This window comes from Vibrio sp. 10N.261.55.F4, from assembly GCF_041470465.1.
GTDB lineage: Bacteria > Pseudomonadota > Gammaproteobacteria > Enterobacterales > Vibrionaceae > Vibrio > Vibrio crassostreae_C.
In genome coordinates this window covers 320,126-342,661 of the sequence record NZ_JBFRMM010000002.1, presented here as the reverse complement: position 1 = coordinate 342,661, position 22,536 = coordinate 320,126, and the positions used below count along the sequence as shown (strand labels likewise).

The 22,536-nt window shown below is 44.0% G+C and carries 25 protein-coding genes and 1 pseudogene; 17 read left to right on the top strand and 9 right to left on the bottom strand.

Features of this window, described 5'->3' with window-relative positions; genetic code table 11:
• Nucleotides 1–26: 26 nt before the first annotated feature.
• Complete coding sequence (locus tag AB4249_RS02320; protein WP_372102262.1) at nt 27–977, top strand: OmpA family protein; 951 nt, start codon at nt 27–29, stop codon at nt 975–977.
• A gap of 106 nt (nt 978–1,083) precedes the next feature.
• On the opposite strand, the gene AB4249_RS02315 is transcribed toward AB4249_RS02320, so the two are convergent.
• On the bottom strand, nt 1,084–1,503 hold the full coding sequence (locus tag AB4249_RS02315; protein ID WP_017067227.1) for a BLUF domain-containing protein: 420 nt from the start codon (nt 1,501–1,503) through the stop codon (nt 1,084–1,086).
• Between the two features lie 206 nt (nt 1,504–1,709).
• Entirely contained in the window at nt 1,710–1,901 is a 192-nt protein-coding gene (locus AB4249_RS02310) for a hypothetical protein (RefSeq protein WP_017065380.1), read from the bottom strand.
• Between the two features lie 528 nt (nt 1,902–2,429).
• Between AB4249_RS02310 and AB4249_RS02305 the strand changes: the two genes are divergently transcribed.
• The 7 genes and pseudogenes from AB4249_RS02305 (at nt 2,430) to AB4249_RS02275 (ending at nt 6,190) form a co-directional block, all read left to right on the top strand.
• Complete coding sequence (locus AB4249_RS02305; protein ID WP_017065381.1) at nt 2,430–2,855, top strand: hypothetical protein; 426 nt, start codon at nt 2,430–2,432, stop codon at nt 2,853–2,855.
• 218 nt (nt 2,856–3,073) lie between these two features.
• Complete coding sequence (locus tag AB4249_RS02300; protein ID WP_372102261.1) at nt 3,074–3,886, top strand: hypothetical protein; 813 nt, start codon at nt 3,074–3,076, stop codon at nt 3,884–3,886.
• Between the two features lie 146 nt (nt 3,887–4,032).
• On the top strand, nt 4,033–4,554 hold the full coding sequence (locus tag AB4249_RS02295) for a GNAT family N-acetyltransferase (RefSeq protein ID WP_017065383.1): 522 nt from the start codon (nt 4,033–4,035) through the stop codon (nt 4,552–4,554).
• 123 nt (nt 4,555–4,677) lie between these two features.
• Nucleotides 4,678–4,929, top strand: coding sequence for a TIGR03643 family protein (locus AB4249_RS02290; RefSeq protein WP_017065384.1), 252 nt, complete (start codon nt 4,678–4,680; stop codon nt 4,927–4,929).
• A gap of 39 nt (nt 4,930–4,968) precedes the next feature.
• Nucleotides 4,969–5,067: pseudogene (locus AB4249_RS02285) on the top strand (DUF3465 domain-containing protein); the annotation flags it as partial.
• A 50-nt stretch (nt 5,068–5,117) separates the two neighbouring features.
• Nucleotides 5,118–5,654 (top strand): GNAT family N-acetyltransferase, encoded by a 537-nt coding sequence (locus AB4249_RS02280; RefSeq protein ID WP_372102260.1) that lies wholly within the window; start codon nt 5,118–5,120, stop codon nt 5,652–5,654.
• A 2-nt stretch (nt 5,655–5,656) separates the two neighbouring features.
• A complete protein-coding gene (locus AB4249_RS02275; RefSeq protein WP_372102259.1) occupies nt 5,657–6,190 on the top strand; it encodes a GNAT family N-acetyltransferase in 534 nt (177 codons plus the stop codon).
• A gap of 87 nt (nt 6,191–6,277) precedes the next feature.
• On the opposite strand, the gene AB4249_RS02270 is transcribed toward AB4249_RS02275, so the two are convergent.
• A complete protein-coding gene (locus AB4249_RS02270; RefSeq protein WP_017065388.1) occupies nt 6,278–6,799 on the bottom strand; it encodes a type II secretion system protein in 522 nt (173 codons plus the stop codon).
• A 204-nt stretch (nt 6,800–7,003) separates the two neighbouring features.
• Here AB4249_RS02270 and AB4249_RS02265 point away from each other — a divergent pair, with 204 nt between their 5' ends.
• From AB4249_RS02265 to AB4249_RS02255, 3 genes are all read left to right on the top strand, one after another.
• A complete protein-coding gene (locus tag AB4249_RS02265) occupies nt 7,004–7,666 on the top strand; it encodes a DNA alkylation repair protein (protein WP_372102258.1) in 663 nt (220 codons plus the stop codon).
• Between the two features lie 71 nt (nt 7,667–7,737).
• Entirely contained in the window at nt 7,738–8,499 is a 762-nt protein-coding gene (locus tag AB4249_RS02260) for a nucleotidyltransferase domain-containing protein (RefSeq protein WP_372102257.1), read from the top strand.
• Between the two features lie 61 nt (nt 8,500–8,560).
• Complete coding sequence (locus AB4249_RS02255; RefSeq protein ID WP_017060354.1) at nt 8,561–8,953, top strand: NUDIX hydrolase; 393 nt, start codon at nt 8,561–8,563, stop codon at nt 8,951–8,953.
• Nucleotides 8,954–9,121: 168 nt separating this feature from the next.
• Here the strand turns inward: AB4249_RS02255 and rplY are convergent, their stop codons facing one another.
• Nucleotides 9,122–9,400: a 50S ribosomal protein L25 gene (gene rplY / locus AB4249_RS02250; protein WP_048658383.1), complete on the bottom strand. Its 279-nt coding sequence runs from the start codon at nt 9,398–9,400 to the stop codon at nt 9,122–9,124.
• A 367-nt stretch (nt 9,401–9,767) separates the two neighbouring features.
• Here rplY and AB4249_RS02245 point away from each other — a divergent pair, with 367 nt between their 5' ends.
• Together AB4249_RS02245 and AB4249_RS02240 are read left to right on the top strand one after the other, a co-directional pair.
• A complete protein-coding gene (locus AB4249_RS02245) occupies nt 9,768–10,496 on the top strand; it encodes a glycosyltransferase (protein WP_065583898.1) in 729 nt (242 codons plus the stop codon).
• Between the two features lie 14 nt (nt 10,497–10,510).
• Nucleotides 10,511–11,818, top strand: a complete 1,308-nt coding sequence (locus AB4249_RS02240; RefSeq protein WP_017070602.1) for an LssY C-terminal domain-containing protein — start codon at nt 10,511–10,513, stop codon at nt 11,816–11,818.
• A 77-nt stretch (nt 11,819–11,895) separates the two neighbouring features.
• Here AB4249_RS02240 and AB4249_RS02235 read toward each other — a convergent pair whose 3' ends face one another.
• From AB4249_RS02235 to AB4249_RS02220, 4 genes are all read right to left on the bottom strand, one after another.
• Nucleotides 11,896–13,242 (bottom strand): ATP-binding protein, encoded by a 1,347-nt coding sequence (locus tag AB4249_RS02235; protein ID WP_017068035.1) that lies wholly within the window; start codon nt 13,240–13,242, stop codon nt 11,896–11,898.
• Between the two features lie 104 nt (nt 13,243–13,346).
• On the bottom strand, nt 13,347–14,006 hold the full coding sequence (locus AB4249_RS02230) for a response regulator transcription factor (protein WP_229647211.1): 660 nt from the start codon (nt 14,004–14,006) through the stop codon (nt 13,347–13,349).
• Between the two features lie 61 nt (nt 14,007–14,067).
• Nucleotides 14,068–14,466, bottom strand: a complete 399-nt coding sequence (locus tag AB4249_RS02225) for a PepSY domain-containing protein (protein ID WP_017066076.1) — start codon at nt 14,464–14,466, stop codon at nt 14,068–14,070.
• A gap of 180 nt (nt 14,467–14,646) precedes the next feature.
• Nucleotides 14,647–16,389, bottom strand: coding sequence for a DEAD/DEAH box helicase (locus tag AB4249_RS02220; protein WP_017066075.1), 1,743 nt, complete (start codon nt 16,387–16,389; stop codon nt 14,647–14,649).
• Between the two features lie 97 nt (nt 16,390–16,486).
• On the opposite strand from AB4249_RS02220, the gene rsuA reads away from it, so the two are divergent.
• From rsuA to AB4249_RS02205, 3 genes are all read left to right on the top strand, one after another.
• On the top strand, nt 16,487–17,182 hold the full coding sequence (gene rsuA, locus AB4249_RS02215) for a 16S rRNA pseudouridine(516) synthase RsuA (RefSeq protein ID WP_017060380.1): 696 nt from the start codon (nt 16,487–16,489) through the stop codon (nt 17,180–17,182).
• A 217-nt stretch (nt 17,183–17,399) separates the two neighbouring features.
• Complete coding sequence (locus AB4249_RS02210; RefSeq protein ID WP_372102256.1) at nt 17,400–18,617, top strand: Bcr/CflA family multidrug efflux MFS transporter; 1,218 nt, start codon at nt 17,400–17,402, stop codon at nt 18,615–18,617.
• Nucleotides 18,617–19,276: a DUF2913 family protein gene (locus AB4249_RS02205; RefSeq protein ID WP_017060382.1), complete on the top strand. Its 660-nt coding sequence runs from the start codon at nt 18,617–18,619 to the stop codon at nt 19,274–19,276. The genes AB4249_RS02210 and AB4249_RS02205 overlap by 1 nt, the downstream gene beginning before the upstream one ends.
• 250 nt (nt 19,277–19,526) lie before the next feature.
• Here the strand turns inward: AB4249_RS02205 and AB4249_RS02200 are convergent, their stop codons facing one another.
• On the bottom strand, nt 19,527–20,957 hold the full coding sequence (locus AB4249_RS02200) for a DUF2867 domain-containing protein (protein WP_372102255.1): 1,431 nt from the start codon (nt 20,955–20,957) through the stop codon (nt 19,527–19,529).
• A gap of 98 nt (nt 20,958–21,055) precedes the next feature.
• Between AB4249_RS02200 and AB4249_RS02195 the strand changes: the two genes are divergently transcribed.
• A complete protein-coding gene (locus tag AB4249_RS02195; RefSeq protein ID WP_372102254.1) occupies nt 21,056–22,429 on the top strand; it encodes an MATE family efflux transporter in 1,374 nt (457 codons plus the stop codon).
• Nucleotides 22,430–22,536: the final 107 nt, after the last annotated feature.

Here is a 22,536-nt window from a genome sequence, read left to right as displayed (position 1 = left end):
AATTCAAAGTGACAGTAAAGAGTAAGATGAAAACAATTATTTTCCTAATAAGCGCAGTGATGAGTACTTTGCTGCTGTCCGGCTGTGCAACCGACACCTATGTGAGCCAGGAGAACCGAGACAAGTTCGCAGGCATCGATGTGTCTAAGTTTTTAATCAGCGAGTGTTTGGCGCCAGAGCGTGAGGTGCACATCGCCATCGCAGAGCATTTTGCGTTTGATAAATACCAATTACGCGACCTCGATAAGATCAACTTGGATACCTTTGTTAAAGAGATCAGAGGCCTCGAAGGGCGTATCACGATTGTCGGCCATACTGATTACAAAGGTTCTCTGGAATACAACGAACGTCTTTCACAGCGCCGTGCTAAATCGGTCGCAGATTATTTGAAAGGGCAACTAGACCCAACGCAATATGACTGGGAAGTGAAACATCTTGGTGAGACTCAACCTCTTCTGTTTGGTAAGACAGATAAAGACCGAGCGGAGAACCGCCGTGCATTTATTGTGTTTGAAGAAGCTCAGAAGTACGAAGAGATGCCTTTCTGTGAGCCACCAAAACCAGAACGTAAAGTTTATATGGCAATGACGCCACACTTCGATTTCGATAAGTCAGTACTCAAGCAAGAAGATCTAACTCAGTTAGATGACTTCACAACGAAGTTGAGCGGCCTGCAAGGCAGCATAATGGTGGCAGGGCACACCGACCAAGCGGGTTCACTTTCTTACAATGAAAAGCTGGCAGAGCGCCGCGCAGAAACGGTGGTTGAATACCTCAAAACCAAACTCGACCCTAAGCAGTTCATCTGGGAAGTGAAGTCATTTGGTAAGTTGCAGCCTGCGATTAATGAACGCTCTGAAAAAGCCGATGCATTAAACCGCCGCGCGTTCATTGTGTTCAAAGAATCTGATATTACCGCCGAACAGCAAGCTCTTGCTGGCAGCGAACAAGAAGCGGTGAGCAGCGAGAGCGATTAGAGTTCACCGAAGAATAACGAATAGTTGCCTTTACAATAAAACGCAAAAAGCCCCATACGTTGGGGCTTTTTGTTGCTCGCTCTACGGATTAAGTCGGGTCGAAGATCTATTCAGATGGCAAATTTTGCTTTAACTCTAAAAGCATTCGATAAGCACTTTCGCCAGACATTTCGTACGGGTTAAATTGATCAGATGTTGAAAACTGTAAATTAACCAGTTCAGTTAGGCTAGATTGTGGAATATCACCCATAGACCAATCACCAAACTGCCTACAATCGATCTCTTTGAAATATAAAATCATGACGTTTTTGTGTCGCGTGTCATTCAAGATATGATTGTAAGTATGGTTCACTGCGGTTCTCGAACCTTCAATACATTGCAGGAAATACTTATCATTGTGGCTTAGAAGGCCTGTTAAATGGCTTTGCTTATTGCGGTCGTGTGAAATCTGAAGAATGTCGTTCAAAGCCTGAGAATCGCAACTTTCACAGAGCGTACTGACATAAATTAACCGAGTTAGGAACACAGGCATCATTTCGAATTTTTGTACAAAGGGTATTAATAAATATAAGCCAAGTTCATGGGATTGCGAGTCATTGATTTAATTGTCACTCGGTGGCTTTTGGAAGAGAAGAGGATGGGGATGAAGTAGAAAAGGGCAGGTTGCAAGATACGCTAAAATGACTCGAATGTTGGCCATTCAATTATTTTAGCGACCTGCTTGTGAGCTCGTTAGTTGTTTAGAGTTGAAATCGATTCAACGTTAGAAGAGGAATCAAATCGAACGTTGACCAACACATTTTCACGTTCGAAAGTCACATCATCAAAGTCAGTCGTTGCGATCTTAAATCCATTTCTTGCGAATAAACTCGTCACCGTTGTTCGTTGTTTCTGTTCCATACCGCATGTCAGTAGTTCGTTCATCGTGATCTTCATTAGGTAACCGTGTGCATAGTGTAAGCGTACAGACTCTACATTATGAGATCAATTGCTTAATCGATAAGCTATATTGATATGTTCAATTGAGTGATTCAGGTATTTAAAAGCCGGATGGATAGTGGGCAAGGGAGTTATGCGACCTATGACAAGTGGAGCGTTATGTGACCACTGTTCAGCATTCCTTGAACACGAAGTTTGTCGCAAAAATCGCGTTGAAATAAGTGGTTACAAAGCAGGAGGAATTATGCCCGCCGTTTGGTATGTTTGGTCGGTTATTGGAAATATTATCGGCCTATATCTCACTTAACTAAAGTACATCGATTTACGATGAGTAGACTCCTCAATAAGCCTTCTTTTTATTTGAATTTTATATGCTAAGTGGTGTTGTTATAATTGTTATTAATGGCATAGGCTTGATTTTAATATTGGTTTGATTTATAAAACAAGCATTCGTTCATTAACTTCATGATTATATTAGTTTTTACTAACCTTTAAATAACATGGAGAAAGGCGATGAATAAGAACCAAACACGCAACAGGTTAGCGAATTTAGTGCGACTTCGTAGGTCATACAAAGCATCAGACTTTCTGGTGGGTTCTGATGAACTCCGAGTTAAAAAAGATGTGTATAGCTTACGTAAAATCAAACAGTTAGAAATTCGTCAATTGGGCCTTAAAGAAAACGCAATCAATATCGTTTCGTTGGCTTTAGTCCTCTCGGCGGCGACTTGGGCATTTGTTCCTCAGTTCGGTTTACCAATGCTTGCACTGACCTTTATTTTGGCGTTTGTTACATGGCGACGATATGAGTTGCGTGCAGAGTTTAAAGGGGCCGATGAAACTGGCGACCATTGGGTTTCCGTGGCGCGCGGTTGTACTCGAGAAGAGTTCAAAGTATTGAAAAACGTTGAATTGGCTTTACGCGATCAGCTGTCTTAGTGGCTAGATCTGTTAAGGTTAAGGTCTGATAAGCGTTAAGCTCCCATAATCAACAAGGCTCGTCATTGTATGGCGAGCTTTTTATTTTCTGAAAAACACAGGTAGTGCAGGTTACTTTGAGAGGCCAATGCTTATATGTGTAATGGGGGTTGATATGAATCTTAAGTCACGGCGTTTTTGATGCTCTTTGTGGTTTTGAATATAGGGAGAGGGTGGAAATGAATACACGAGTCAGTGAGAGTTCTTTTAAAAGGCTCATCCAGTTAGTTGGTTGTGTTTTGATTATAGTGTTGAGCAATAGTCGACTCTCCAATGCTCAAAGCATCGAGTTTCCTACTTGTGTACAGAGCGAGGTTTTGAATACAGAAATCCACCTTTATGTTGATGAATCGGTGTTAGATGAATATTCCAAAGCATTTATAGCCTCTAAAATAGCGACATGGGAAAGCTATTCGAATCTGGTGTTAAAAAACTCCTGCGTCCCAATGACGAGAAAAGTCACTAAGGTGACTTATACGTCTGAAATCGACAGCCTTTGGTTTCAAGATTTGGGCGCAGCAGAGAGGTTATTAAAACTCTCGATGGAAGAACCGATTCCAGAAACAACAGAAGACGGCGTCCCCATTTTTACTGGGATAGTATTTTCTAATTATAATTTTAGCTTTGAGTCTGATTATTGTGGTATGTCTTCTTCGGTATCCTACTTTTTTTCTTTAGCGATAAACTGCCCTGATTACTTAATGGAGCATGAAATTGGCCATTTAAGTGGTGCTAATCATGACTATAAAACGTTATTGAAAGATTTTGATAATATAGAAAGTTACATTTCTGGAACGTATCCAAGAGCTCCTCAATATTCCTTCGGTACAATTTGTGCTGACAGAGGCACAGTGATGTCTTATGAGCGAGATGTTATACCTGCATATTCCAGCCCGGACATCAGAGTAGATGGCACAAAGTGCGGGGATAGCAAATACCACAATAATGCGAGAGTGCTTAGAGAGTTCGCACAAGCTTATTTAACCCCATGATTGCCTAGCTGCTAGATTGGTAGTCATCCGATTTAGTTACTTTATTATTAATGGTTATTATGAGATTAATGACTGCTGTGGTCGCGACTAATCCCTCTAGAACTTAGACCAAGAACCATACCTAAGCACCAAACCAAGGAGAGAAAATGCAGGTAAGTATTAGGCCCGCCATGCCAAGCGAATTGGCAGCCATTTATTCCTTGGTTATCTCAAACGATGAGTGGACGAAGTTTAACGGCCCTTATTTTCCATACTCACCGCCATCACTAGAAGAGTTTGAAAGCCGTTCGTTTCAACGGTTACTCAATGGATCCGACTTACAGTTGGTGGTTGTAGACGATGTGCCTGTAGGAACCGTCAGTTGTTATTGGGAGTGTGAAGAGACACGTTGGCTTGAAGTCGGAGTAGTCATTTACAACTCCGACTATTGGGGGAAGGGTATTGCTGCGTTAGCTCTTCCTCTTTGGGTATCTTACCTATTCGAAAACAAGCAGATAGAGCGTGTCGGTTTAACCACTTGGTCGGGTAATCCGCGGATGATGTCACTAGCTCTTAAATTAGGCTTCCAGCAAGAAGCTAGGCTAAGAAAAGTGCGTTATTACCAAGGCGAGTATTATGACTCGATTAAGTATGGTCTATTGCGTTCTGAGTGGCTGGAAAGCAAATAGCCATAATTTGAGTTAGCTTGTTGTTTTACTGAACTTTATAAGTCGTGGAGTTCAAAGTAGTCACTTGTGATCTTTAAATCTAAGACGGGCGTATTTCTTCCAGTTTATTAAGGAAGAGTATGCATGATGCTATCTAAAGAGAATGAATCAAGAATTATCGAAATGGCGTGGGAAGACCGAACGCCGTTTGAAGCAATAGAACTGCAATTTGGTTTAAATGAATCGGAAGTGATTCGTTTTATGCGTAGCCATCTCAAGCTTGGCAGTTTTAAGCTGTGGCGTTCACGTGTTTCTGGGCGCTCGACCAAGCATGTAAAACTACGCAGTTCGGACGTTTCGAGAGGTTATTGTCCGACTCAATACAAGCACCGCTAGATAGGGACTTATTTAGTCAGCCCAAATGACATTTGATTGTGGAACAAGAAAGGTGGCGTAATGCACTGGACGCACAAAGACCCTCGTAATCATCACACTCATGGTTGGTTGAAGCATAACGGGAAAGTATACGAGTAAACACCTCCGAGACTTTTCCCTTCATGGCTATAAAATAAAAAGGAATTTTGATGTTTAAGCTGGCAACTGACAGGTTAATTCTTCGAGATATGGATCTCGAAGACGAGTGTGCCTTTGTTGCGATGTCTCAAGACGCTAAGTATCAGCGTTTCTATGACGAAAGTGATTGCGAACCTAACAAATATCGAGAGCTAACTCAGTTGTTTGTTGCACAGGCTTTGGAAGTACCACGCCAGTCCTATCAGCTAGCGGTTGAAAGCAAAGACTCGGGGAAGTTTATTGGAACCGTTTGTTTACGTCTTGAAGGCGATAAACAAGCTTCAATGGGCTGCGCTTTATCGAGGGAAACTCAGGGAAAAGGGCTCTCTATCGAAGCGGCTGAAGCACTCGCTGATTTCGGTTTCTCAGAGTTAGGCATACACCGTATCTACGCTGAAACCATCAGCAAGAACTTGGCTGCGATTAAATTATGTAAGTCACTGGGAATGAAACAAGAAGCGTGTTTTAAAGATCATCGATTCTTCAAAGGTCAATGGTGGGATACAGTTGTGTTGGCGGTTCTACGTTCTGATTGGAAAAAGGCTTAGTGATGGAAAGTGAAATGCTCAAATTAACCCCTCCATCATTAAAATACAGCGAAGAGATGTTTGAGGTGATAAATGAGTGCAAGGCCGAGTTTTCCCCATTCTTACCTTGGGTTTCTGATTCTCTAACTAAAGAGCAGCTAGAACTTAACATTCAAGATGCTACCAATAATTTCGCCAACTTTACTGGCGAGTTCTGGTTCAATATTATTGAAAATCAAACAGGGGCATTTATCGGGGCTATTGGCTTTATGATCAGAGACGATACTGTCCCTTACTTTGAAATCGGCTATTGGTTGCGAACATCAAAAACGGGCTTGGGTTACGTGAGTGAAGCTGTCCGAATTATCGAAGAATATGCATTCACTCAAAAAGGTGCGAAAAGAGTCGAAATTAGGATGGCAGGCTCGAATCTTAAAAGTCAGGCCGTGGCCAAACGATGTGGCTATCAACTTGAAGATCGCTTAGCCAATGATCGACGTTTGCCATCAGGAGATATGGACAGCACGCTCGTTTACGCCAAAATAAGCCAGTCTTAAATGTGTGCTGTTGATTCTTAATGTGTGGCACTTTTATTGAGAGAAACCGTAAATTCCCAAGTACTCTGAAAGACCAACATTTAGCGCTTAGTTATCTGGCTCATCGTCTACAGTGACGTCACCATTCATTGAGTTGTAGTCAATGGAAATTCCCGGTACGACTCGATAATGATAGATACACTGATCCGTCTGTATATATTCAGCAATGTAGTCGGTTTCTTCTGGTGAATTGAAACTTGAAATACTAGGTGGATCGAGGAGCAGTGCGCCCCATACCGAAATGCAATCTTCAGCGTTATCTAATCTTGGAGATTCTTCAGGTAAGTGCCATTGCTGGGCTGGATATCCCCATTCATTGAAGTCAAGCTGGCCGGTCGCGGAGTCATCATAGATAGGGACATTCGTGGAAGCACCGCCACCGTTTGAGGTTAAATTTTTTGAATAGGCAAGATCGACACCTGTTTTAAAAGAGGCTCCAGTGCCTTTTACAACTGCAATATGAGAATCAGTACTTACGTTGAGGAACCTTGGAGCAGCAGTTACGGCGAGTATTCCAAGGATCACAATAACGACAACAAGCTCAATAAGTGTAAAACCGTTCTTTTTCATTTAGCACCTCTTTTAAAGGCCGCTAGTATGCATTATAAGTTACTCTTACCAAAGGGAATATCCTTGTTTTAGTGGTAATTTAAATGCTCAATAATGAATGTTGTGATTAAGGTAACTTATATTTTATAAATCCCATGCGTATGGTTTAAGTGCTGTGTATCTCACTTTGATATTAATTTTAGTTCTATGAAGGTTTGGCAATTAATGAATATCGTTGAAACGGTAAAGCTTCATCTTTCAGACGTTGGTTATCCAGAGGCTAGTGTTAAAACAGGGCTGGTTCGATCTATATCGGCGCTCGTTTTTAAAACCATCAAAAACAAAGATATCTCTAATGTTTTGTCCCTGTGTACTCAATTGCTTGAAGAAAGGGATTGGGCGTTAGGTGTTATTGCTTACGACTGGGCTTTTAGAGTAAGAAAACAATATTCGAAAGAAACGTTTCCAATCTTTGAGCATTGGTTAATGGAGTATGTCATTGACTGGAATGATTGTGATGACTTCTGCACTCATGCGTTTGGTGAGTTACTGTCTCAATACAATGAGTTGTTCGAACTCATAACCAAATGGGTCGAGCATTCGAATTTTGCTGTACGTAGAGCTGCTGCTGTCATCTTAATTTATCCGATCAATCAGAATCGATACTCAGCGTTGGCTCCGCTTTGTGTGGCAGATCTATTGCTAGAAGATGGACATGACCTCGTGCAGAAAGGATATGGTTGGATGCTTAAAGTCCTCAGTAAAATGGAACCTCAACAGGTTATTGGTTATTTAAACGCTAAGCATGCCGCAATACCAAGAGTTGCTTTTCGCTACGCGATTGAAAAGCTGGACGATAAAACTAAGCGAGAGTTAATGTTACTTTAACCACTGGCACTCCTCAAATCATCATCAGAATCCGGTGTGATTAATTATAACGATTAAAATAGGAACCCAAGGTGCAAGAACAAACTAGAGGACTCGATCGAGAAGGGTTCATTCAAAATCTTTATTCGCCAAAGAACATTGCGCCTGAATTTCAAGACGTGGTGTCAGCAGTCGTTGATTCGTTGCTAAGAGAACTTCCAAGTCAAGTTGATGGTATCTACTTGTATGGAAGCGTGCCTAGAGGAACGGCCATTGTTGGTCGCTCTGATTTGGATGTTTCTATCGTACTCGCTACGCCTGTTGGTCAGAGAGAAAAGGAAGTATTTAACCTACTTTCCGACACCATACCCCAAACCTATCCGCAAGTGACCAAGCTTGATATCGATCCTGGCTTCCTGCGGGATGTTCTGCAACCCAACGAAGAATTCCATTGGCAGTTTTGGCTCAAGCATTGTTGCTGTTGTATTTGGGGGAATGATCTATCTATAAAGTTTCCACGATATAAGCCCAGCAATGAAATAGCCCAAGCTCTTAATGGCGATTTATCGACTTTTCTTAAGCAAATGCCCTCGAGTTTCAAAACAATGACTGATGCGGATATCGTTAAGGTAATTGGTAAAAAGTTAGTGCGAGCGGCGTATTATTTTGTGGCTGAGCAAGACGGCAGTTGGTACACCAATCTGAGCCAGTGCGCTGCAGTCGCCAAGCGCTATTACTCCAATCAAAGCGACGATATTGAGCTAGCTCATCAATACGCTCTCGGAAATTTGATATCTAAAACAGAAGCTTTTGAATTGTATGAAAGGCTGAGTAAAAAGCTTGTTGTAAATTAAGCATTAACACAAGCTAGAACAACAAACTTAACTACTTTTGTAACGGCTTTAGGAAAATTAGATGGATGTCCACGAGTGTGTTTCTTTTATCATGCTGAAGGAATCGCAGGTATTACTAGAAAAGCGTAGTGAGTCTAGGGAGACCGATCCCGGTTTAATCACTATACCTGGCGGCCATATTGAACACGGTGAAAACCAGGTTCAGGCGCTGTTTCGTGAACTTGATGAAGAGCTTAATGTTGTTCCGATTGATTACCAATACTTGTGTTCGCTTTACCATCCTACGAAGGAACTTCAGTTGATTCATTATTTTATCGTGAGTGACTGGAAAGGAGATATCACCGCTCAAGAGACTGATGATGTTAAGTGGTATTCACTAGGTTCAGCTCCTGTTGGTATAGCAGCCGATGGTATTGCTTTGAAAGAAGTAGAGCGCGTGGGTAGGTATCTTTAGTTTGGATTCGATAAGATGTTTTGGACGTTTTTTGAGGGCTCAAAAACGGTGAAACCCCGATGTTGGTAGCATCGGGGTTTCGAATTTCTAGATTTCTCGACTGGTAAGATCGATTATCTTTTCTATGCAGAAGGCTGGATTAATCCAATCTTATTCCTTGGTAGGGAATTAGATGCGGATGAAGTCCATGTGCTCAACTTTTGGCTTGAACGCGTGACGTTGAACGTCTTGTGGCTTAACCTTAACTTCTGCGCCGTCAATCAGTAGAGTGATTGCTTCGTAGAATTCAGGCTTATCCATTTGGTTGATCACTTCAGCGTGAACAAGTTCGATAGCTACAGCTTCAGCTTCGCCACCGTAGATTACAGCTGGGAATTTACCAGCGTGACGTAGGCGGCGGCTCGCACCTTTACCTAGTTCAGTACGTACTACTGCTTCAAATTTCATAGTTTTACTCTCAAATTAGTAAAAATTAACTTCACACCTCAATGCGACCTTGAGTGTGTGGTAATGCTTAAACATAAAAGTTCATGCTTAAGCGAGCGCGGATACTAACATCACATTCCAATATGAGCAAGTCAGAAGCCCATCTCAAAGTGAATTTCCTTAGATAATGGGTTCGTTTGGAGATAAAACGTTCGCTAACGCTTGTTTAGTGCATTTTAACCTCTTTTACATCGCCATTCTTATCTATTTATATCACCGCTAAATCATCAAGTTAATGAACGGAAAATGAATGTTTGCCTAAGACTTGGTTAAGGCTTAGTTCGTTAATCTTAGTGTCAATTAAACAGCAGAATGAATAGGTGAAAATATGGAACCGGTAAGCATTGTCGTAATTACGCTAAACGAAGAGAAACGCATTAGCCGCTTAATGGAAGAGTTGAGCGTGCAAACCCACCAAGAGTTTGAAGTGATTGTTGTCGACTCGAACAGTGAAGATAACACCAGAGAAGTCGCACAAGCCTATGAAAGTGCATTGCCAAAACTGACAGTCCACCATATGCAAGAACGCGGTGTTAGCCTTGGTCGAAACACCGGGGCTGCTTTGGCGCAATACAACAGAATCCTTTTCTTGGATGCCGACGTAAGCCTGCCTCGTAACTTCCTTGCGAAGGCGCTTTATGAGTTAGAAGAGAACAAGCTTGAAGTTGCTGGCGTATACATGAGTTCAAAAGGGCTGCAACTGGTTCATAAACTCGGTTATGGGCTGTTTAATGCGGGCTTATTTGCGACGCAGTTCTTTTTCCCAACCGCGATTGGCGCGTGTATTTTCTCAACCAAAAGAGCACATGAAGAGATCGGTGGTTTCGATGAAGAGATCGTCCTGTGTGAAGATTGTGACTACGTAAAACGTGCGAGCAAAACATGGCGATTTAGATTCCTAAATATGACTTTTGGTTTTGACCCACGTCGCTTAGACCAAGATGGCGTTGTGAAGACAGGCTCTACTTATCTTAAAGCCAATGTAAGACGCTTCTTTAAAGGAGAAATGCGTAATAACGAGATGAACTACAAGTTTGGTCACTACAAAGAACAGTAAGCGTTGAGGTTGTTATGTTTGATGGACTAGGGTTGTTTCTGGGAGCATTGGGTGATGCTCTCATTGGCCCAAACCTATTTGTACCGGGAGAGCCGTTCTTTATCGCAGCGGGCTTTCAACTGTATTCAGGTGCGTGGATGGCGTTGGTTTTGGTGATGCTAGGTGGTTTGCTTGGTGATCAACTCAGTTATTTCATTGGTTATAAATACGGTGTTAAGGTGCAACGAAGGCTCATTAAGTTTCGCCCTAAAACCAAAAGATTAATTGCGCGCTGCCGCTATCTGGTTGCTCGCAAAGGCACATACATCATTCTTTTTGCTCGTTTATTAGGGCCTATCGCTTGGGTTGTGCCATTTATAGCTGGCTCGCATCGTGTACCGTGGCGTAATTTTAGTGTGTTGGCGTTTATCGGTTTGGCCCTTGGTGGAGGGCAGTTCATTGCTTGGGGCATGTTACTGGCGCACGGCGTTGAAAACTTCCCGTGGCTTAATAGCCTTAAGATATTTATCTCGGAGCATAATAGCTTGATCGTTGGTGTGTTCGCGGTATTAGTCTTCACCATTATCGGTTACCGAATGAAGTGGCGATGCTTAGTACTTAAGTCTAGTGCGCTGTTGTTGGCGTGGGTATTGTTTGCGAACTACGCTCACTTTTTCTGGAAAGCGGATGACTTTCAGAATCAACCAGAGACGGCTCAAATAAACAAAGTCGACTGGAACTCGGTTACCTATAAAGCGTTCCCCGGTAAATCTTCGTTCTACTCGGCGCAAGCGATCAACGTAATTTATGTTGGAGCAACCCCAAGAGACTTAATGAAGCAATTAGGCTGGATAGAGAATCAAACCTTCTCTCGAAATGAGATTGAATGGGTTGGTTATCTCGCATTGCTTAGAGAAAAAACGCCGCCAGTGTCTGATTTATATTGGCGAGACAAGCCGCAAGATATGGCTTTTCAATTGCCGGGTAACCTGATGAAGCGCAGCCATATTCGTTGGTGGCGTGCAGGTGTTGATATTAAAACTAACCAGCCTCAGTGGTTAGGCGCAATTAGCTATGATGATGGCCTTAAAGTCACGCCTTACTCAGGCATTGTGACCGTGCTTCATAACATTGACCCTAATGTTGATGAAGAGCGAGATCGGCTTGCTAATCAGATACGAACGTTACTACCAGACATCGAGTTAGACAAGTACCCATTAGCAACGGTGGAAGTGATCAATGACGATCATGACTATTACACTGATGGCCGGGTATTAACGATTGGAGCAACGACCCTTAGTGATAATTCACAAACTTTGGATGTTGCTGTGAACGATATATAGAGTTGTATATAAGGTCGATAGAATTAAGCCCTAGCATTACGTTAGGGCTTATTGTGTTTAACTTTTACTTAGCTTGTTCAGCCTTTACTTACTTTAAGCACCAGAGAAGCTTTTAAGCCGCCCATTGAGCTCTTGCTGAGCGTTAGGCTGCCTCGGTAACTGTGTGCCATTTCATTTACGATATTAAGCCCTAAGCCTGTTCCTGGTGTGGTTTCATCAAGTCGGACGCCACGTTTGGTCACTTGCTCAAGCTTCTCTTCAGGAATGCCTTGGCCATCATCTTCAATCACCAACTCTATGTTGCCATCGTCGAGTTCATTTGCATGGACGCGAATAATGCTGCCCGCCCACTTGTAACTGTTCTCGAGTAGGTTGCCGACCATTTCATCAAGGTCGGTTTTTTCTACTGCCACTTCAATCTCAGAGTCTAGCTCGTTAATCATGGTGACTTCATTGGCAGCGTAGACTTTATCAAACGCCATTGAGATAGCTTCGACACGCTCACAAGGTGAAGACTTCACCGAAAGAATGTTCATTGCACCTGCCATACGAGCGCGGCCAAGGTGATAATCAATTTGGCTTTGAATCTGATGAATGGGCTGTTGCAGCAGTGCCTTGTCATCCTCTGGAAGTCGCTCTATCTCATTTTTTAGAACTGAAAGCGGTGTTTTCAACGCATGAGATAAGTTACCCGCGTGGTTACGAGCTCGTTCTAATAACTCTTGATAGTGAAAGAGCAGGGCATTGAGGTCAGAGACTAATGGAGAAACCTCTTTCGGGTAGTTATCGCTTAACCCTTGTTGCTCGCCGTTTCTTAGCATTACCAGTTCGCGTTGCATCTTGCTGAGCGGTAATAACGACCAACTGACTTGAATACCGATCAACATCAGCACGCCAACAAACAGCAACATTAGGATCAACCAGACTTGACCAGTAAGCTCTGTCAGTGTGGATTCTAATGGATCTTCATCAATACCAATGGTGATCGTGACAGGGTCGCTCAGTTCAGGCAGGTAGATATCTTGCTCGATGTAAATCAGCTTTTCTTTCTCTGGCCCTTTGACTGATGTGTGAATCGGTGAACGCTTGATGGTGAGGTCTTTATCCCATAGCGAGCGAGATCGAATGATCTGCTCTTGGGTAGCGGCGCGCCAATAAATACCACTGTAGGGCTGGTTGAACCTAGGATCAGACAGACGCTCTGCCATGATCAGGTTACCACTGTCATTGGTTTCGATATTGGCGGTTAACTCATCCATGGTTAAGCCAAGCTGCTGCTTCATGTCATCGACGAGGTAGTCGTTAACCAGTTTCGGAATCCCGACACCAGCCGCTAATATCATCGCACCTAGCCAAAAAGCCGCAGCAAGGAGCAAGCGGCTTTTTAAACTGATGTTTTTAAGTGTTCGTTTCTTTAGATTCATGCATTTCCAACCTGCCTTTGCTCATCGTAACTTATCGTATTGCGATGATCAGAACAGGCTGTCCACTTAATTAATGGTTGCTCTTGGCGTGATTGACGACTGAGCTATTCAGCATTCAGTTGGTAGCCAAGGCCACGAACGGTTTTGATGATCTTTGGTGCGATTTTCTTACGAATACGACCGATGAACACTTCAACCGTGTTTGAGTCTCGGTCGAAGTCTTGCTTGTAGATATGCTCAACCAACTCAGTGCGCGAGATAACCTTGTTTTGGTTATGCATGAAGTACGCGACAACTTTATATTCCAGCGCCGTGAGGCTAATTGCTTGACCTTGCCACAACACTTTAGAACTGCGTGTGTCTAGGCTTAGATCACCGATTTGAAGTATCGGAGCAGCACTGCCTGATGCTCGGCGCAGTTGAGCTCGGATACGGGCAATCAGCTCGACCATCTCAAATGGCTTAGTTAGGTAGTCATCAGCACCGGCGTTCAAGCCCTCAACACGTTGAGTTAGCGTGTCACGAGCACTTAAGATAATCACTGGCGTGTTGATGTTTTCGTCTCGAATGCCTTTTAATACCGTTAGGCCGTCAAGCTTAGGTAAACCTAAATCGAGGACAATCGCGTCCCATTCTTCTGACGTTGCACGGTAGAGTGCGTCGATACCATCTTGAGAGAGCTCTGGAACCCAGTCGGCCCCCTCAAGTGTTTCAATAATTTGTTGGCCCAAACGAGGCTCATCTTCAACGACTAAAATTTTCATAATTGTTCTTCTAATTTCTTCTAATGACTGTTCGTCGTGCTTAGCTCTTCGTCGTACGTAACTAGTCGCCGTGTTTAATTGCGTCTTTAAAGTTGCGGCCTTTGATCATAAGCATTTCTAACGTCTCAGCGTTGTATTCGACTTTGATGATGTTGTTTTGGTAATTGATTTTTAGTTCATACACCCAAATGTCGTCATCTTCTTCTAGTTCTACTTTAATGATTCTGCCATGAAGATCGTTTTCAACCGCCGCATACATTTCTGAGAAAGGGCGAATGTAGCCTTCTCGTACGGCTTCATAGACTTCGTCTTGATCTTCTTCAAATTCGATGCTGGTTCCTGCTTTATGAACGTCCTGCACTAATTCATGACCATTATGATGTGAGTCAGCCCATGCGCCAGCAGAAACAAATAAGCCTAAGCTTATAGAAAATAAAGAAATCATAGCTTTACTAAACATAGCGAATCCTAGAGAAGGTTGATAGCGTTCAGTATAAAAAAGTAATTCTGAACAGAAAGTGAACCTGATTAATAATGAGAATTTGATACCGAAAAACTTAACGCTTAAATGGCGCAGGCTTTAATACATAAGATTAATTGCCGAGTGTTAAGAACGTAAGACTTACTTTTATTCTTAACCTTAACGCTGCTGTAGTTCGTCTTCGAATATCTTGTCTCTCATTTTCCAAAAGCGTCCGACTTTACGGGCAATCACGAATTGAGGTGGGCGGAATCTATGTTGGTGAGCAACCACTTTCGTCGGTGAGGCTTCTTCGAAAGGGCGATGTCTGTCTGCAAGGTGAGGGCGAACAAACTGGTCTTTGAAGTTCTGCTTCTGCTTTTTGCTGGTTAATGACCAAAACTCATGCACTTGCGCTTGGTTTTCTCCGCGATAGGTGACCTTAAGTTGTGATTTACCTTTCTCGTCTTTAAGCACGTTGAGGTCCATTTCCAAGCATTCAAATACCAAGGCATCTTTTAGGTTCAGTGCTTCTTTTAGCTTTTTGTCTGGGTCGACTAAGGTTGCATCGCACTCATGACAAATGCGCGCAGCAATGTCATTATCAGCACCACATTCACCGCAATATTTCGCTCGGAAGCGATAATTACAGTGCTCGCGCTCGCCCGTGTCTTCATCGGTAAAGTAGCCTTGGCATTTGCGCCCAAAGTGCTCAAGCAAGAAGCCATTGCTGTCTAGCTTGCCCCAAAAGTTATTATTGAAGCCGCACGCAGGGCAAGGGATGGTGATGATTTCACTGTCTGAATCGGGTTTAGGGTCGCCAACCTCAGGTTGGTAGAGGTCGTAACTGTTGCCCGCATAGTCGAGCACCAAACACTCTTTTTTACCCGGAGATAGGCGTAAGCCACGGCCAACGATTTGTTGATACAAACTGATGGATTCTGTCGGGCGCAAAATCGCGATTAAATCGACGTGTGGCGCATCAAAACCTGTGGTTAATACCGATACGTTAACCAAAAACTTGATTTTACGTTCTTTGAAGTCGCTGATAATTTGGTCACGTTCGAGAGTTGGTGTATCACCAATCACAATTGAAGCTTCACCTTCTGGCAATAAGCCGAGGATCTCTTGCGCGTGTCGAACGGTCGCAGCGAATACCATGATGCCTAGTTTATCTTGGGCTAGGTGAATAATCTGATCGACAATCTGTGGGGTCGCTCGTTTCGATTGCTCGATCACCATGTCGAGTTCTGCTTCTTTGTAGCGACCAGTGCTCGCGGGCTTTAACTGCGAAAAGTCATAGCTCAACACGGGTGCATCAATCATGCGTGCAGGAGTTAAGAAACCTTCATCGAGCAGGTAACGAATCGGCAGCTCAAAGATACAGTCGCGGAAGAAACGTGGCTCATCTGAACGCACTTGACCGCGAGTGTGGTATTGATAAATCCAACCCATCCCAAGACGATATGGGGTCGCTGTTAATCCAAGCACCTTGATGCCCGAATTATTCTCGCGTAAGTGAGTGATGACTTTCTGATAACTACTGGTCTTTTCATCGGGAACACGGTGGCATTCGTCGATAACCAACAGCGAAAATTGGTTAGAGAATGAATCGAGATTTCGCACCACAGATTGCACCGAAGCAAACACGACTTGTTGGTCGGTCTCTTTGCGTCCTAAACCCGCAGAGAAAATCGAGCCTTTCAGCCCGTAACCTTCATACTTTTCATGGTTCTGTTCAACCAACTCTTTTACGTGAGCAAGCACCAACACTCGACCTTTCGCAAGCCTTGCTAACTCTGCAATCACAAGGCTTTTTCCTGCACCTGTCGGAAGCACGAGCACTGCCGGAGTTTGGTGTTTTCTGAAGTAATGAATCACTGATTTTACAGAATCAGCTTGGTACGGGCGGAGTGTATACATATCGCGTCTTGTAAGAAGGAAAACAAATAGTGTGAAATAGCTCAACTAATTGAGCAAAGGTGACTATAATACCCGACTTAGATTAGTTGAGGTATTCATGCGTTTAGATAAATTTCTGTGCGATGCATTAGGCGTCACTCGAAGAGAAGCAACACACTTATTAAAATCCAAGGCAGTGACAGTAAATGATGTCATTCAAAAAAGCGGCTCACTCAAGGTAACTGAAGAGTGCGTTGTGGAATGGCAAGGCAATGAACTGAATGTTCACGGCCCACGTTACATCATGCTTTATAAGCCAGAAGGCTTTGTTTGTTCGCATGAAGATGGCGCAAATCGTATCGCGTTTGAATTACTTGATGAAATCAAAATGGACAAGCTGCACTTTGCTGGTCGTCTAGATATTGATACAACAGGTCTTGTATTGATTACCGACGATGGTAAGTGGTCTCACCGTATCACTTCGCCAAAGCACAAGTGCGAGAAGACGTACCGTGTGTGGTTGGTTGAACCTGTTGAAGACGATTACGTTGAAAAATTCAAAGAGGGCATCCAGCTTAAGAGCGAAGATGGCCTAACACTTCCTGCACACCTAGAAGTTCGTGCAGAGCGTGAAGTGCTGCTAACGATTCACGAAGGCAAATACCACCAAGTTAAACGTATGTTTGCTGCTCTTGGTAACAAGGTAGAAGCACTACACCGTGAACGTATTGGCGAAATTGAGATGGACGAATCTTTAGAGTTAGGTGAATACCGTTACCTAACGCAAGAAGAAGTCGATTCAATCTGGAAGTAGTCCTTAGCTAGAAGTTGCTCTTAACAAGAAATTGTTCTTAACAAGAAATTGTTCTTAACAAGAGACCACTTTTGCTGGAAATAGCCCTTTCGTTGTAAAGCCGACCATGGATAGCGTCGGCTGATGATGTTGACTGGTACTAGGAAAGTCTCAGCCAATCTTTGACTCGCGTACTCACGCTAGTCCCTAGCTCTATCAGTTGAACATTCGGAGAACCATGCAAACATCGACCTCACAGAGCCAAAGCTCCCAACTAGAAACACCTCAATTAGGCTTAGTGCTGTTTTTGATTCTAGGTGCGATTGGTGCACTTACTCCGCTAGCCATTGATATGTATCTGCCAGCGATGCCGACCATTGCTAAAGATCTTGGTGTGACGGCGGGTGAGGTACAAATCACGCTAACAGCCTATACCGCAGGTTTCGCGCTGGGGCAGTTGCTGCATGGCCCGTTGGCGGATAGCTATGGTCGCAAGCCTGTACTGCTTATTGGTGTGTTCTTGTTTGCTATCGCTTCTATGGTGAGTGCGACAACTCATGGCATTGAAGCTCTGACTTACATCCGTACCGCTCAAGGTTTTGCTGGTGCTGCGGCGGCCGTTATCATCCAAGCGGTGGTAAGAGATATGTTCGATCGTGAAGATTTCGCAAGAACCATGTCTTTTGTTACTTTGGTGATGACAGTTGCGCCATTGGTTGCTCCGATGATTGGCGGTTACTTAGCGTTGTGGTTCGGTTGGCGTTCAATTTTCTGGGTTCTGGCTATTTTTTCGGTGATCGTGATTCTGGCGGTATCGATGAAGATCCCAGAAACGCTTCCTGCAGAAAACCGACAACCATTGCGCTTTAAAACAACGATTCGTAACTATGCTCGACTGTGTAAGAACCCAACGGCGATGGGCCTGATTTTCTCTGGTGCATTCTCATTTTCAGGGATGTTTGCGTTCTTAACGGCAGGTTCATTCGTTTACATCGATATCTATGGCGTTCGCCCTGATCTGTTTGGCTACCTGTTCGGCTTGAATATTGTTGCTATGATCTTGATGACGAGCATCAACGGTCGAATCGTTAAGAAAGTGGGCTCTCACGCTATGCTCAGAGTCGGTTTAACCATTCAACTGTTTGCGGGCTTAGGTCTGTTAGTCGGTTGGATGTTAGATATCGGTTTGTGGGGTATTGTGCCATTCGTGATGCTGTTTATCGGCACACTGTCTACCATTGGTAGTAACTCAATGGCACTGCTTTTAAGCGGATACCCGAATATGGCCGGCACAGCTTCTTCGCTTGCAGGCACATTAAGATTTGGTACTGGTTCTGTAGTGGGGGCAATTGTTGCTATGCTACCAAGTGACACTGCAGGGCCAATGGCTATGGTGATGGCAGCATGTGCAATACTGTCAGCATTACTATATTGGACATTAGGAAAGAAGGCATAATGTCAAAATACTATATTGAAATCCAGAAGTTAGTGAACGATGCGCTGGGCGAGCTATATGCTCTGCATAAGTCTGGCAAAGCGATCGACGCGCCTATCGCGAACAACCTTTATCTTGTTCGTTGGGTAACAAAAGCGATTAAATCTCAAGCTTATGATCGCGTGATTGTGCCTGACTTAGTTCGCTGGCAGAAACAGGGTCGCTCAAAAGGCAACAACTCTGATTTAACTTTTACCTTTAAACGTATTTCTGCGTTTTACGGACGTTTTTTCCCTGAAGGCGAAGAGCCTAAAACGCTAAAAGACAGTGATGTTGAAGCGTTCATGGACAAAATGTACGAGATGGGTTGGAGCGTATCGAGTGAAGACGAGCTAACGACTGGCGGCAAGATTCAATTCTTCACCGATGGCGAGCACTCTTTTGCTTTATGCGGTAAACAGTGTGACGACTCTTTCGACGGGGAGTTGATGGTTAAGCCAATGAACTGGTTTGTTCGTGGCAACCATGCTGAGTTCATCCAAGCGGCGATGGAAGCGGGCTTCATGCTTCACAAAGTAACGGACTATAAGTCTGCGGTGAAGTATCACGGTGAATACATCGTTTACCCTGCTAACCAAGGCAACCAACTGGCTGAGATCCCAATTAGCGTTATCGGCTAATAGCGGATTCGAGATGAGAGATACGAAGAGCGGAATTATCCGCTCTTTTTTGTCTCTCATAGCGCGTGTCGCTAATTTGCTGTTAAGTCTTTTCGCATCCCGTTACCCGAATCTCGCATCTGCTTTTAATCTTTTCTCATCTCGACACTCGAATCCCACATCTGCTTTTAGTTTTTCGCATCTCGTTACCCGAATCCCGCATCTGCTTTTAATCTTTTCGCATCTCGACACTCGAATCCCGCATCTGCTTTTAATCCTGTTCTTTAGCTTGCTTCTCAATTGCCTTCACCATGCCTTTAAAAATAAACAGGTGGGCTGGCATCATAGCAAACCAATACAGTAACCCTAGAAACCCCTTTGGATGCCACCAAGCCGAGATATTCAGCTCGCGAGAGTCACCGTGGTCAGAGACAGTAATCTCGAGTCGCCCTAAACCGGGGCCTTTCATACCGAAAAGCAGAGATAAAAACTGATTCTCTTCACAGCGAATGACCTTCCATGAATCGATTTTGTCACCGACTTTTAGGTTGGGCCCTTCTGGCATTTGTCGAACCGGTACACCGCCACCGAAAAGAACATCCAACCATTCGCGTGTGCGCCATAAAGTGTTAGCAAAGAAGTAACCTTGCTTCGGGCTTCCGATTTGCTGAGCAACATGCCAAAGCGATTCCAATGAAGCGCTTGAGGTGATACTTGCGCCTGTTTTCTTCGGGTAATAGCCATACCCAGCTTGCCAGCGTTTGAATGCGGTTTTATCAAAGCCCCATACATTGCTTTTGACAAAGTTTCCTTCAGCGTGAATGGCTTGTTCAACCATATTTTCGAACGAGATAAGCTTCTGAGGGTACTTTTCTCTAATGATGGTCGAACTGGCGATGAAGTCGTGCTTTAAGCCTGCAAGTAGTGCTCTACCTATGTTAGACGGTACAGAAGTCACCACACCTAACCAATATGAAGCAATCTTTGGTGTCAGTAGCGATGTCGCCCATAGTTTGAGTGGACGATCGGCGGTTTTAGCAATATGAGCAAATTGGTTTTGGTAAGAGACAATATCCGGCCCGCCAACCTCAAAGGTTTGGCTTTCGCTAGGCGTGTCTTGTGCGAGTTTTAGTAAATAGTGGTTCAGGTTCTGCAAAGCAATCGGGTTGGCTTTAGAGTCAACCCATTTTGGCGCAATCATAATCGGCAAGTTGTACACGAAATCTCGCATGATCTCGAATGCCGCAGATCCTGGGCCAATGATCACGCCAGCTTGAAGTTCGGTAACGGGTACAGGCCCTTTACGAAGCAATTCGCCGGTTTTCTTTCTCGCTTGAAGGTGCTCTGAATCACCAGTCTGAGGCTGTAAAGAACTCAGGTAGATGACGTGTTGATTCTTTGGCCCAAGAGCAGAAACAAAGTTACGGGCTAAGTTCAGCTCATAATCGATAAAGTCGTGGCCTTCCGCCATGCCATGGACGAGAAAGAAGATAAGATCAAAGTCGGGGACTAAGGCTTGTGTCGCAGCTTGATCGGCCAGATCAAGATACTCAAGCGATAAGCTTTCGTGAGGCTCGGTCCGTGCCTTTAAATAGTCGATATGCCTTGCTGCTGCCGTGACTTGATAGCCTTGCTCAAGCAGGAGAGGGAGGAGTTGCGAACCAACATATCCAGAAGCGCCTAAAACCAGTACTTTCTTCATTGTTACTCCATTTATATCTGTGGTTAAAAACCGAACATTGATATAATAGCGCGATATTTATCTTTATTCATCAATACGTTCCGTTTAGGTATCTCTCAATGTTGCTCTCTTCAATTATTCATCACACACGAGGTGATTTTGTTCGCAGGCTTATTGCGATTGCACTGCCCATCACCTTGCAGAGCATTATGTTTTCAAGCCGAGGCTTGGTGGATGTATTGATGTTGGGCCAACTTGGCGAAGCAGACATCGCAGCTGTGGGGGTGGCGAGCCGAGCGATGTTCGTGACGACCATTATGCTGGTGGGTGTTACCACGGGCGGTGCTCTTCTTACTGCTCAATATTGGGGCGCGGGTAACAGACAAGGTGTGAGAGAAAGCACTGCGCTGACGTGGCTGGTGTCCACACTGTTTGCTTTACTGACTATCGCGTTTTTCGTTTCATTTCCTGCACAAATTATGGGCGTGACGACCGACTCTCAAGAGGTCATCAACTTAGGCGTTGAATACATCGTAATTACGTCATTTAGCATGCTAGCGGTATCGTGTGTCAGCAGTATGGCTGTGGGTTTGAGAGCGATGCACAAACCCGGGCTAAGTACATTTTTCAGCGGTATCGGCATCCTGTCTAACGTGTTCTTAAACTGGGTGCTGATCTTCGGTAACTTAGGCTTTCCTGCGCTTGGAATCAAAGGTGCGGCGATTGCGACGGTACTGAGTGGCGCGATTGAAGTCGCGACTTTGTTTGGTTATCTCTATTTCTCTATGCATTTATTAGCATTTAAGTTTTGCGATATTAAAGCGGCAGCTTCGATTGATAAGGTGGTTCGCTTCTTGAAGCTGTCTCTGCCGACCACGTTTAACTTCTTAGCATGGGCGGGTGGTTTGTTTGCTTACCACGCGATCATGGGGCAATCGGGCGTTCAAGGTCTGGCTGCGCTATCGGTCATGACGCCGGTTGAATCTATCTCATTGAGTTTATTGATTGGCCTTTCGAATGCGGCAGCTGTTTTGGTGGGTAATCAACTTGGTGCGAAAAACAATGAAGCGGTTTACTATCAAGCGCTTGGCTTAACAATTTTGTGTTTCTTAACTAGTATTGTTGTAGCCGTTTTTCTCTATTTCGTTCAAACGCCAATACTTAATGCCTTTAGCGCACTGACGGAAGAAACCAGAGCCCTCTCAGAGAAGTTCATTCTGATCCTCTGTGTGGGTATTGTCATTCGCTCGGTGCCATTGACTGTGATCGTTGGGGTGTTGAGAGCGGGTGGTGATGTGAAGTTCTGCCTCTATCAAGATTTGATTGCTCAGTGGGTGATCGGTATCCCATTGGCAGCCATCGCGGCTATCTATTTTAAGTTTCCACCTGAGTGGGTATATCTGCTTTTCCTAACGGAAGAAGTCCTCAAGTGGGGCGGGTCGCTCTATCGCATGAAAACAAGAAAATGGATTAAAAACTTGATAGGAAGTTGAAGTAGGGCGCACCAATCGCATCACTTTATCGTTGGCGTGTGATCTATCTTTCAAAATACTTCCTCCTAACAGGGAATTAGTGTAGATTCTCCTTCCAAATTCTAACT

Excerpts from the sequence above, each read along its gene's own strand:
- AB4249_RS02320 (WP_372102262.1), top strand. The coding sequence starts at position 27 with ATGAAAACAATTATTTTCCTAATAAGCGCAGTGATGAGTACTTTGCTG.
- AB4249_RS02310 (WP_017065380.1), bottom strand. The coding sequence starts at position 1,901 with ATGAACGAACTACTGACATGCGGTATGGAACAGAAACAACGAACAACG.
- AB4249_RS02305 (WP_017065381.1), top strand. The coding sequence starts at position 2,430 with ATGAATAAGAACCAAACACGCAACAGGTTAGCGAATTTAGTGCGACTT.
- AB4249_RS02300 (WP_372102261.1), top strand. The coding sequence starts at position 3,074 with ATGAATACACGAGTCAGTGAGAGTTCTTTTAAAAGGCTCATCCAGTTA.
- AB4249_RS02295 (WP_017065383.1), top strand. The coding sequence starts at position 4,033 with ATGCAGGTAAGTATTAGGCCCGCCATGCCAAGCGAATTGGCAGCCATT.
- AB4249_RS02290 (WP_017065384.1), top strand. The coding sequence starts at position 4,678 with ATGATGCTATCTAAAGAGAATGAATCAAGAATTATCGAAATGGCGTGG.
- AB4249_RS02280 (WP_372102260.1), top strand. The coding sequence starts at position 5,118 with ATGTTTAAGCTGGCAACTGACAGGTTAATTCTTCGAGATATGGATCTC.
- AB4249_RS02275 (WP_372102259.1), top strand. The coding sequence starts at position 5,657 with ATGGAAAGTGAAATGCTCAAATTAACCCCTCCATCATTAAAATACAGC.
- AB4249_RS02270 (WP_017065388.1), bottom strand. The coding sequence starts at position 6,799 with ATGAAAAAGAACGGTTTTACACTTATTGAGCTTGTTGTCGTTATTGTG.
- AB4249_RS02265 (WP_372102258.1), top strand. The coding sequence starts at position 7,004 with ATGAATATCGTTGAAACGGTAAAGCTTCATCTTTCAGACGTTGGTTAT.
- AB4249_RS02255 (WP_017060354.1), top strand. The coding sequence starts at position 8,561 with ATGGATGTCCACGAGTGTGTTTCTTTTATCATGCTGAAGGAATCGCAG.
- rplY (WP_048658383.1), bottom strand. The coding sequence starts at position 9,400 with ATGAAATTTGAAGCAGTAGTACGTACTGAACTAGGTAAAGGTGCGAGC.
- AB4249_RS02245 (WP_065583898.1), top strand. The coding sequence starts at position 9,768 with ATGGAACCGGTAAGCATTGTCGTAATTACGCTAAACGAAGAGAAACGC.
- AB4249_RS02240 (WP_017070602.1), top strand. The coding sequence starts at position 10,511 with ATGTTTGATGGACTAGGGTTGTTTCTGGGAGCATTGGGTGATGCTCTC.
- AB4249_RS02235 (WP_017068035.1), bottom strand. The coding sequence starts at position 13,242 with ATGAATCTAAAGAAACGAACACTTAAAAACATCAGTTTAAAAAGCCGC.
- AB4249_RS02230 (WP_229647211.1), bottom strand. The coding sequence starts at position 14,006 with ATGAAAATTTTAGTCGTTGAAGATGAGCCTCGTTTGGGCCAACAAATT.
- AB4249_RS02225 (WP_017066076.1), bottom strand. The coding sequence starts at position 14,466 with ATGTTTAGTAAAGCTATGATTTCTTTATTTTCTATAAGCTTAGGCTTA.
- AB4249_RS02220 (WP_017066075.1), bottom strand. The coding sequence starts at position 16,389 with ATGTATACACTCCGCCCGTACCAAGCTGATTCTGTAAAATCAGTGATT.
- rsuA (WP_017060380.1), top strand. The coding sequence starts at position 16,487 with ATGCGTTTAGATAAATTTCTGTGCGATGCATTAGGCGTCACTCGAAGA.
- AB4249_RS02210 (WP_372102256.1), top strand. The coding sequence starts at position 17,400 with ATGCAAACATCGACCTCACAGAGCCAAAGCTCCCAACTAGAAACACCT.
- AB4249_RS02205 (WP_017060382.1), top strand. The coding sequence starts at position 18,617 with ATGTCAAAATACTATATTGAAATCCAGAAGTTAGTGAACGATGCGCTG.
- AB4249_RS02200 (WP_372102255.1), bottom strand. The coding sequence starts at position 20,957 with ATGAAGAAAGTACTGGTTTTAGGCGCTTCTGGATATGTTGGTTCGCAA.
- AB4249_RS02195 (WP_372102254.1), top strand. The coding sequence starts at position 21,056 with ATGTTGCTCTCTTCAATTATTCATCACACACGAGGTGATTTTGTTCGC.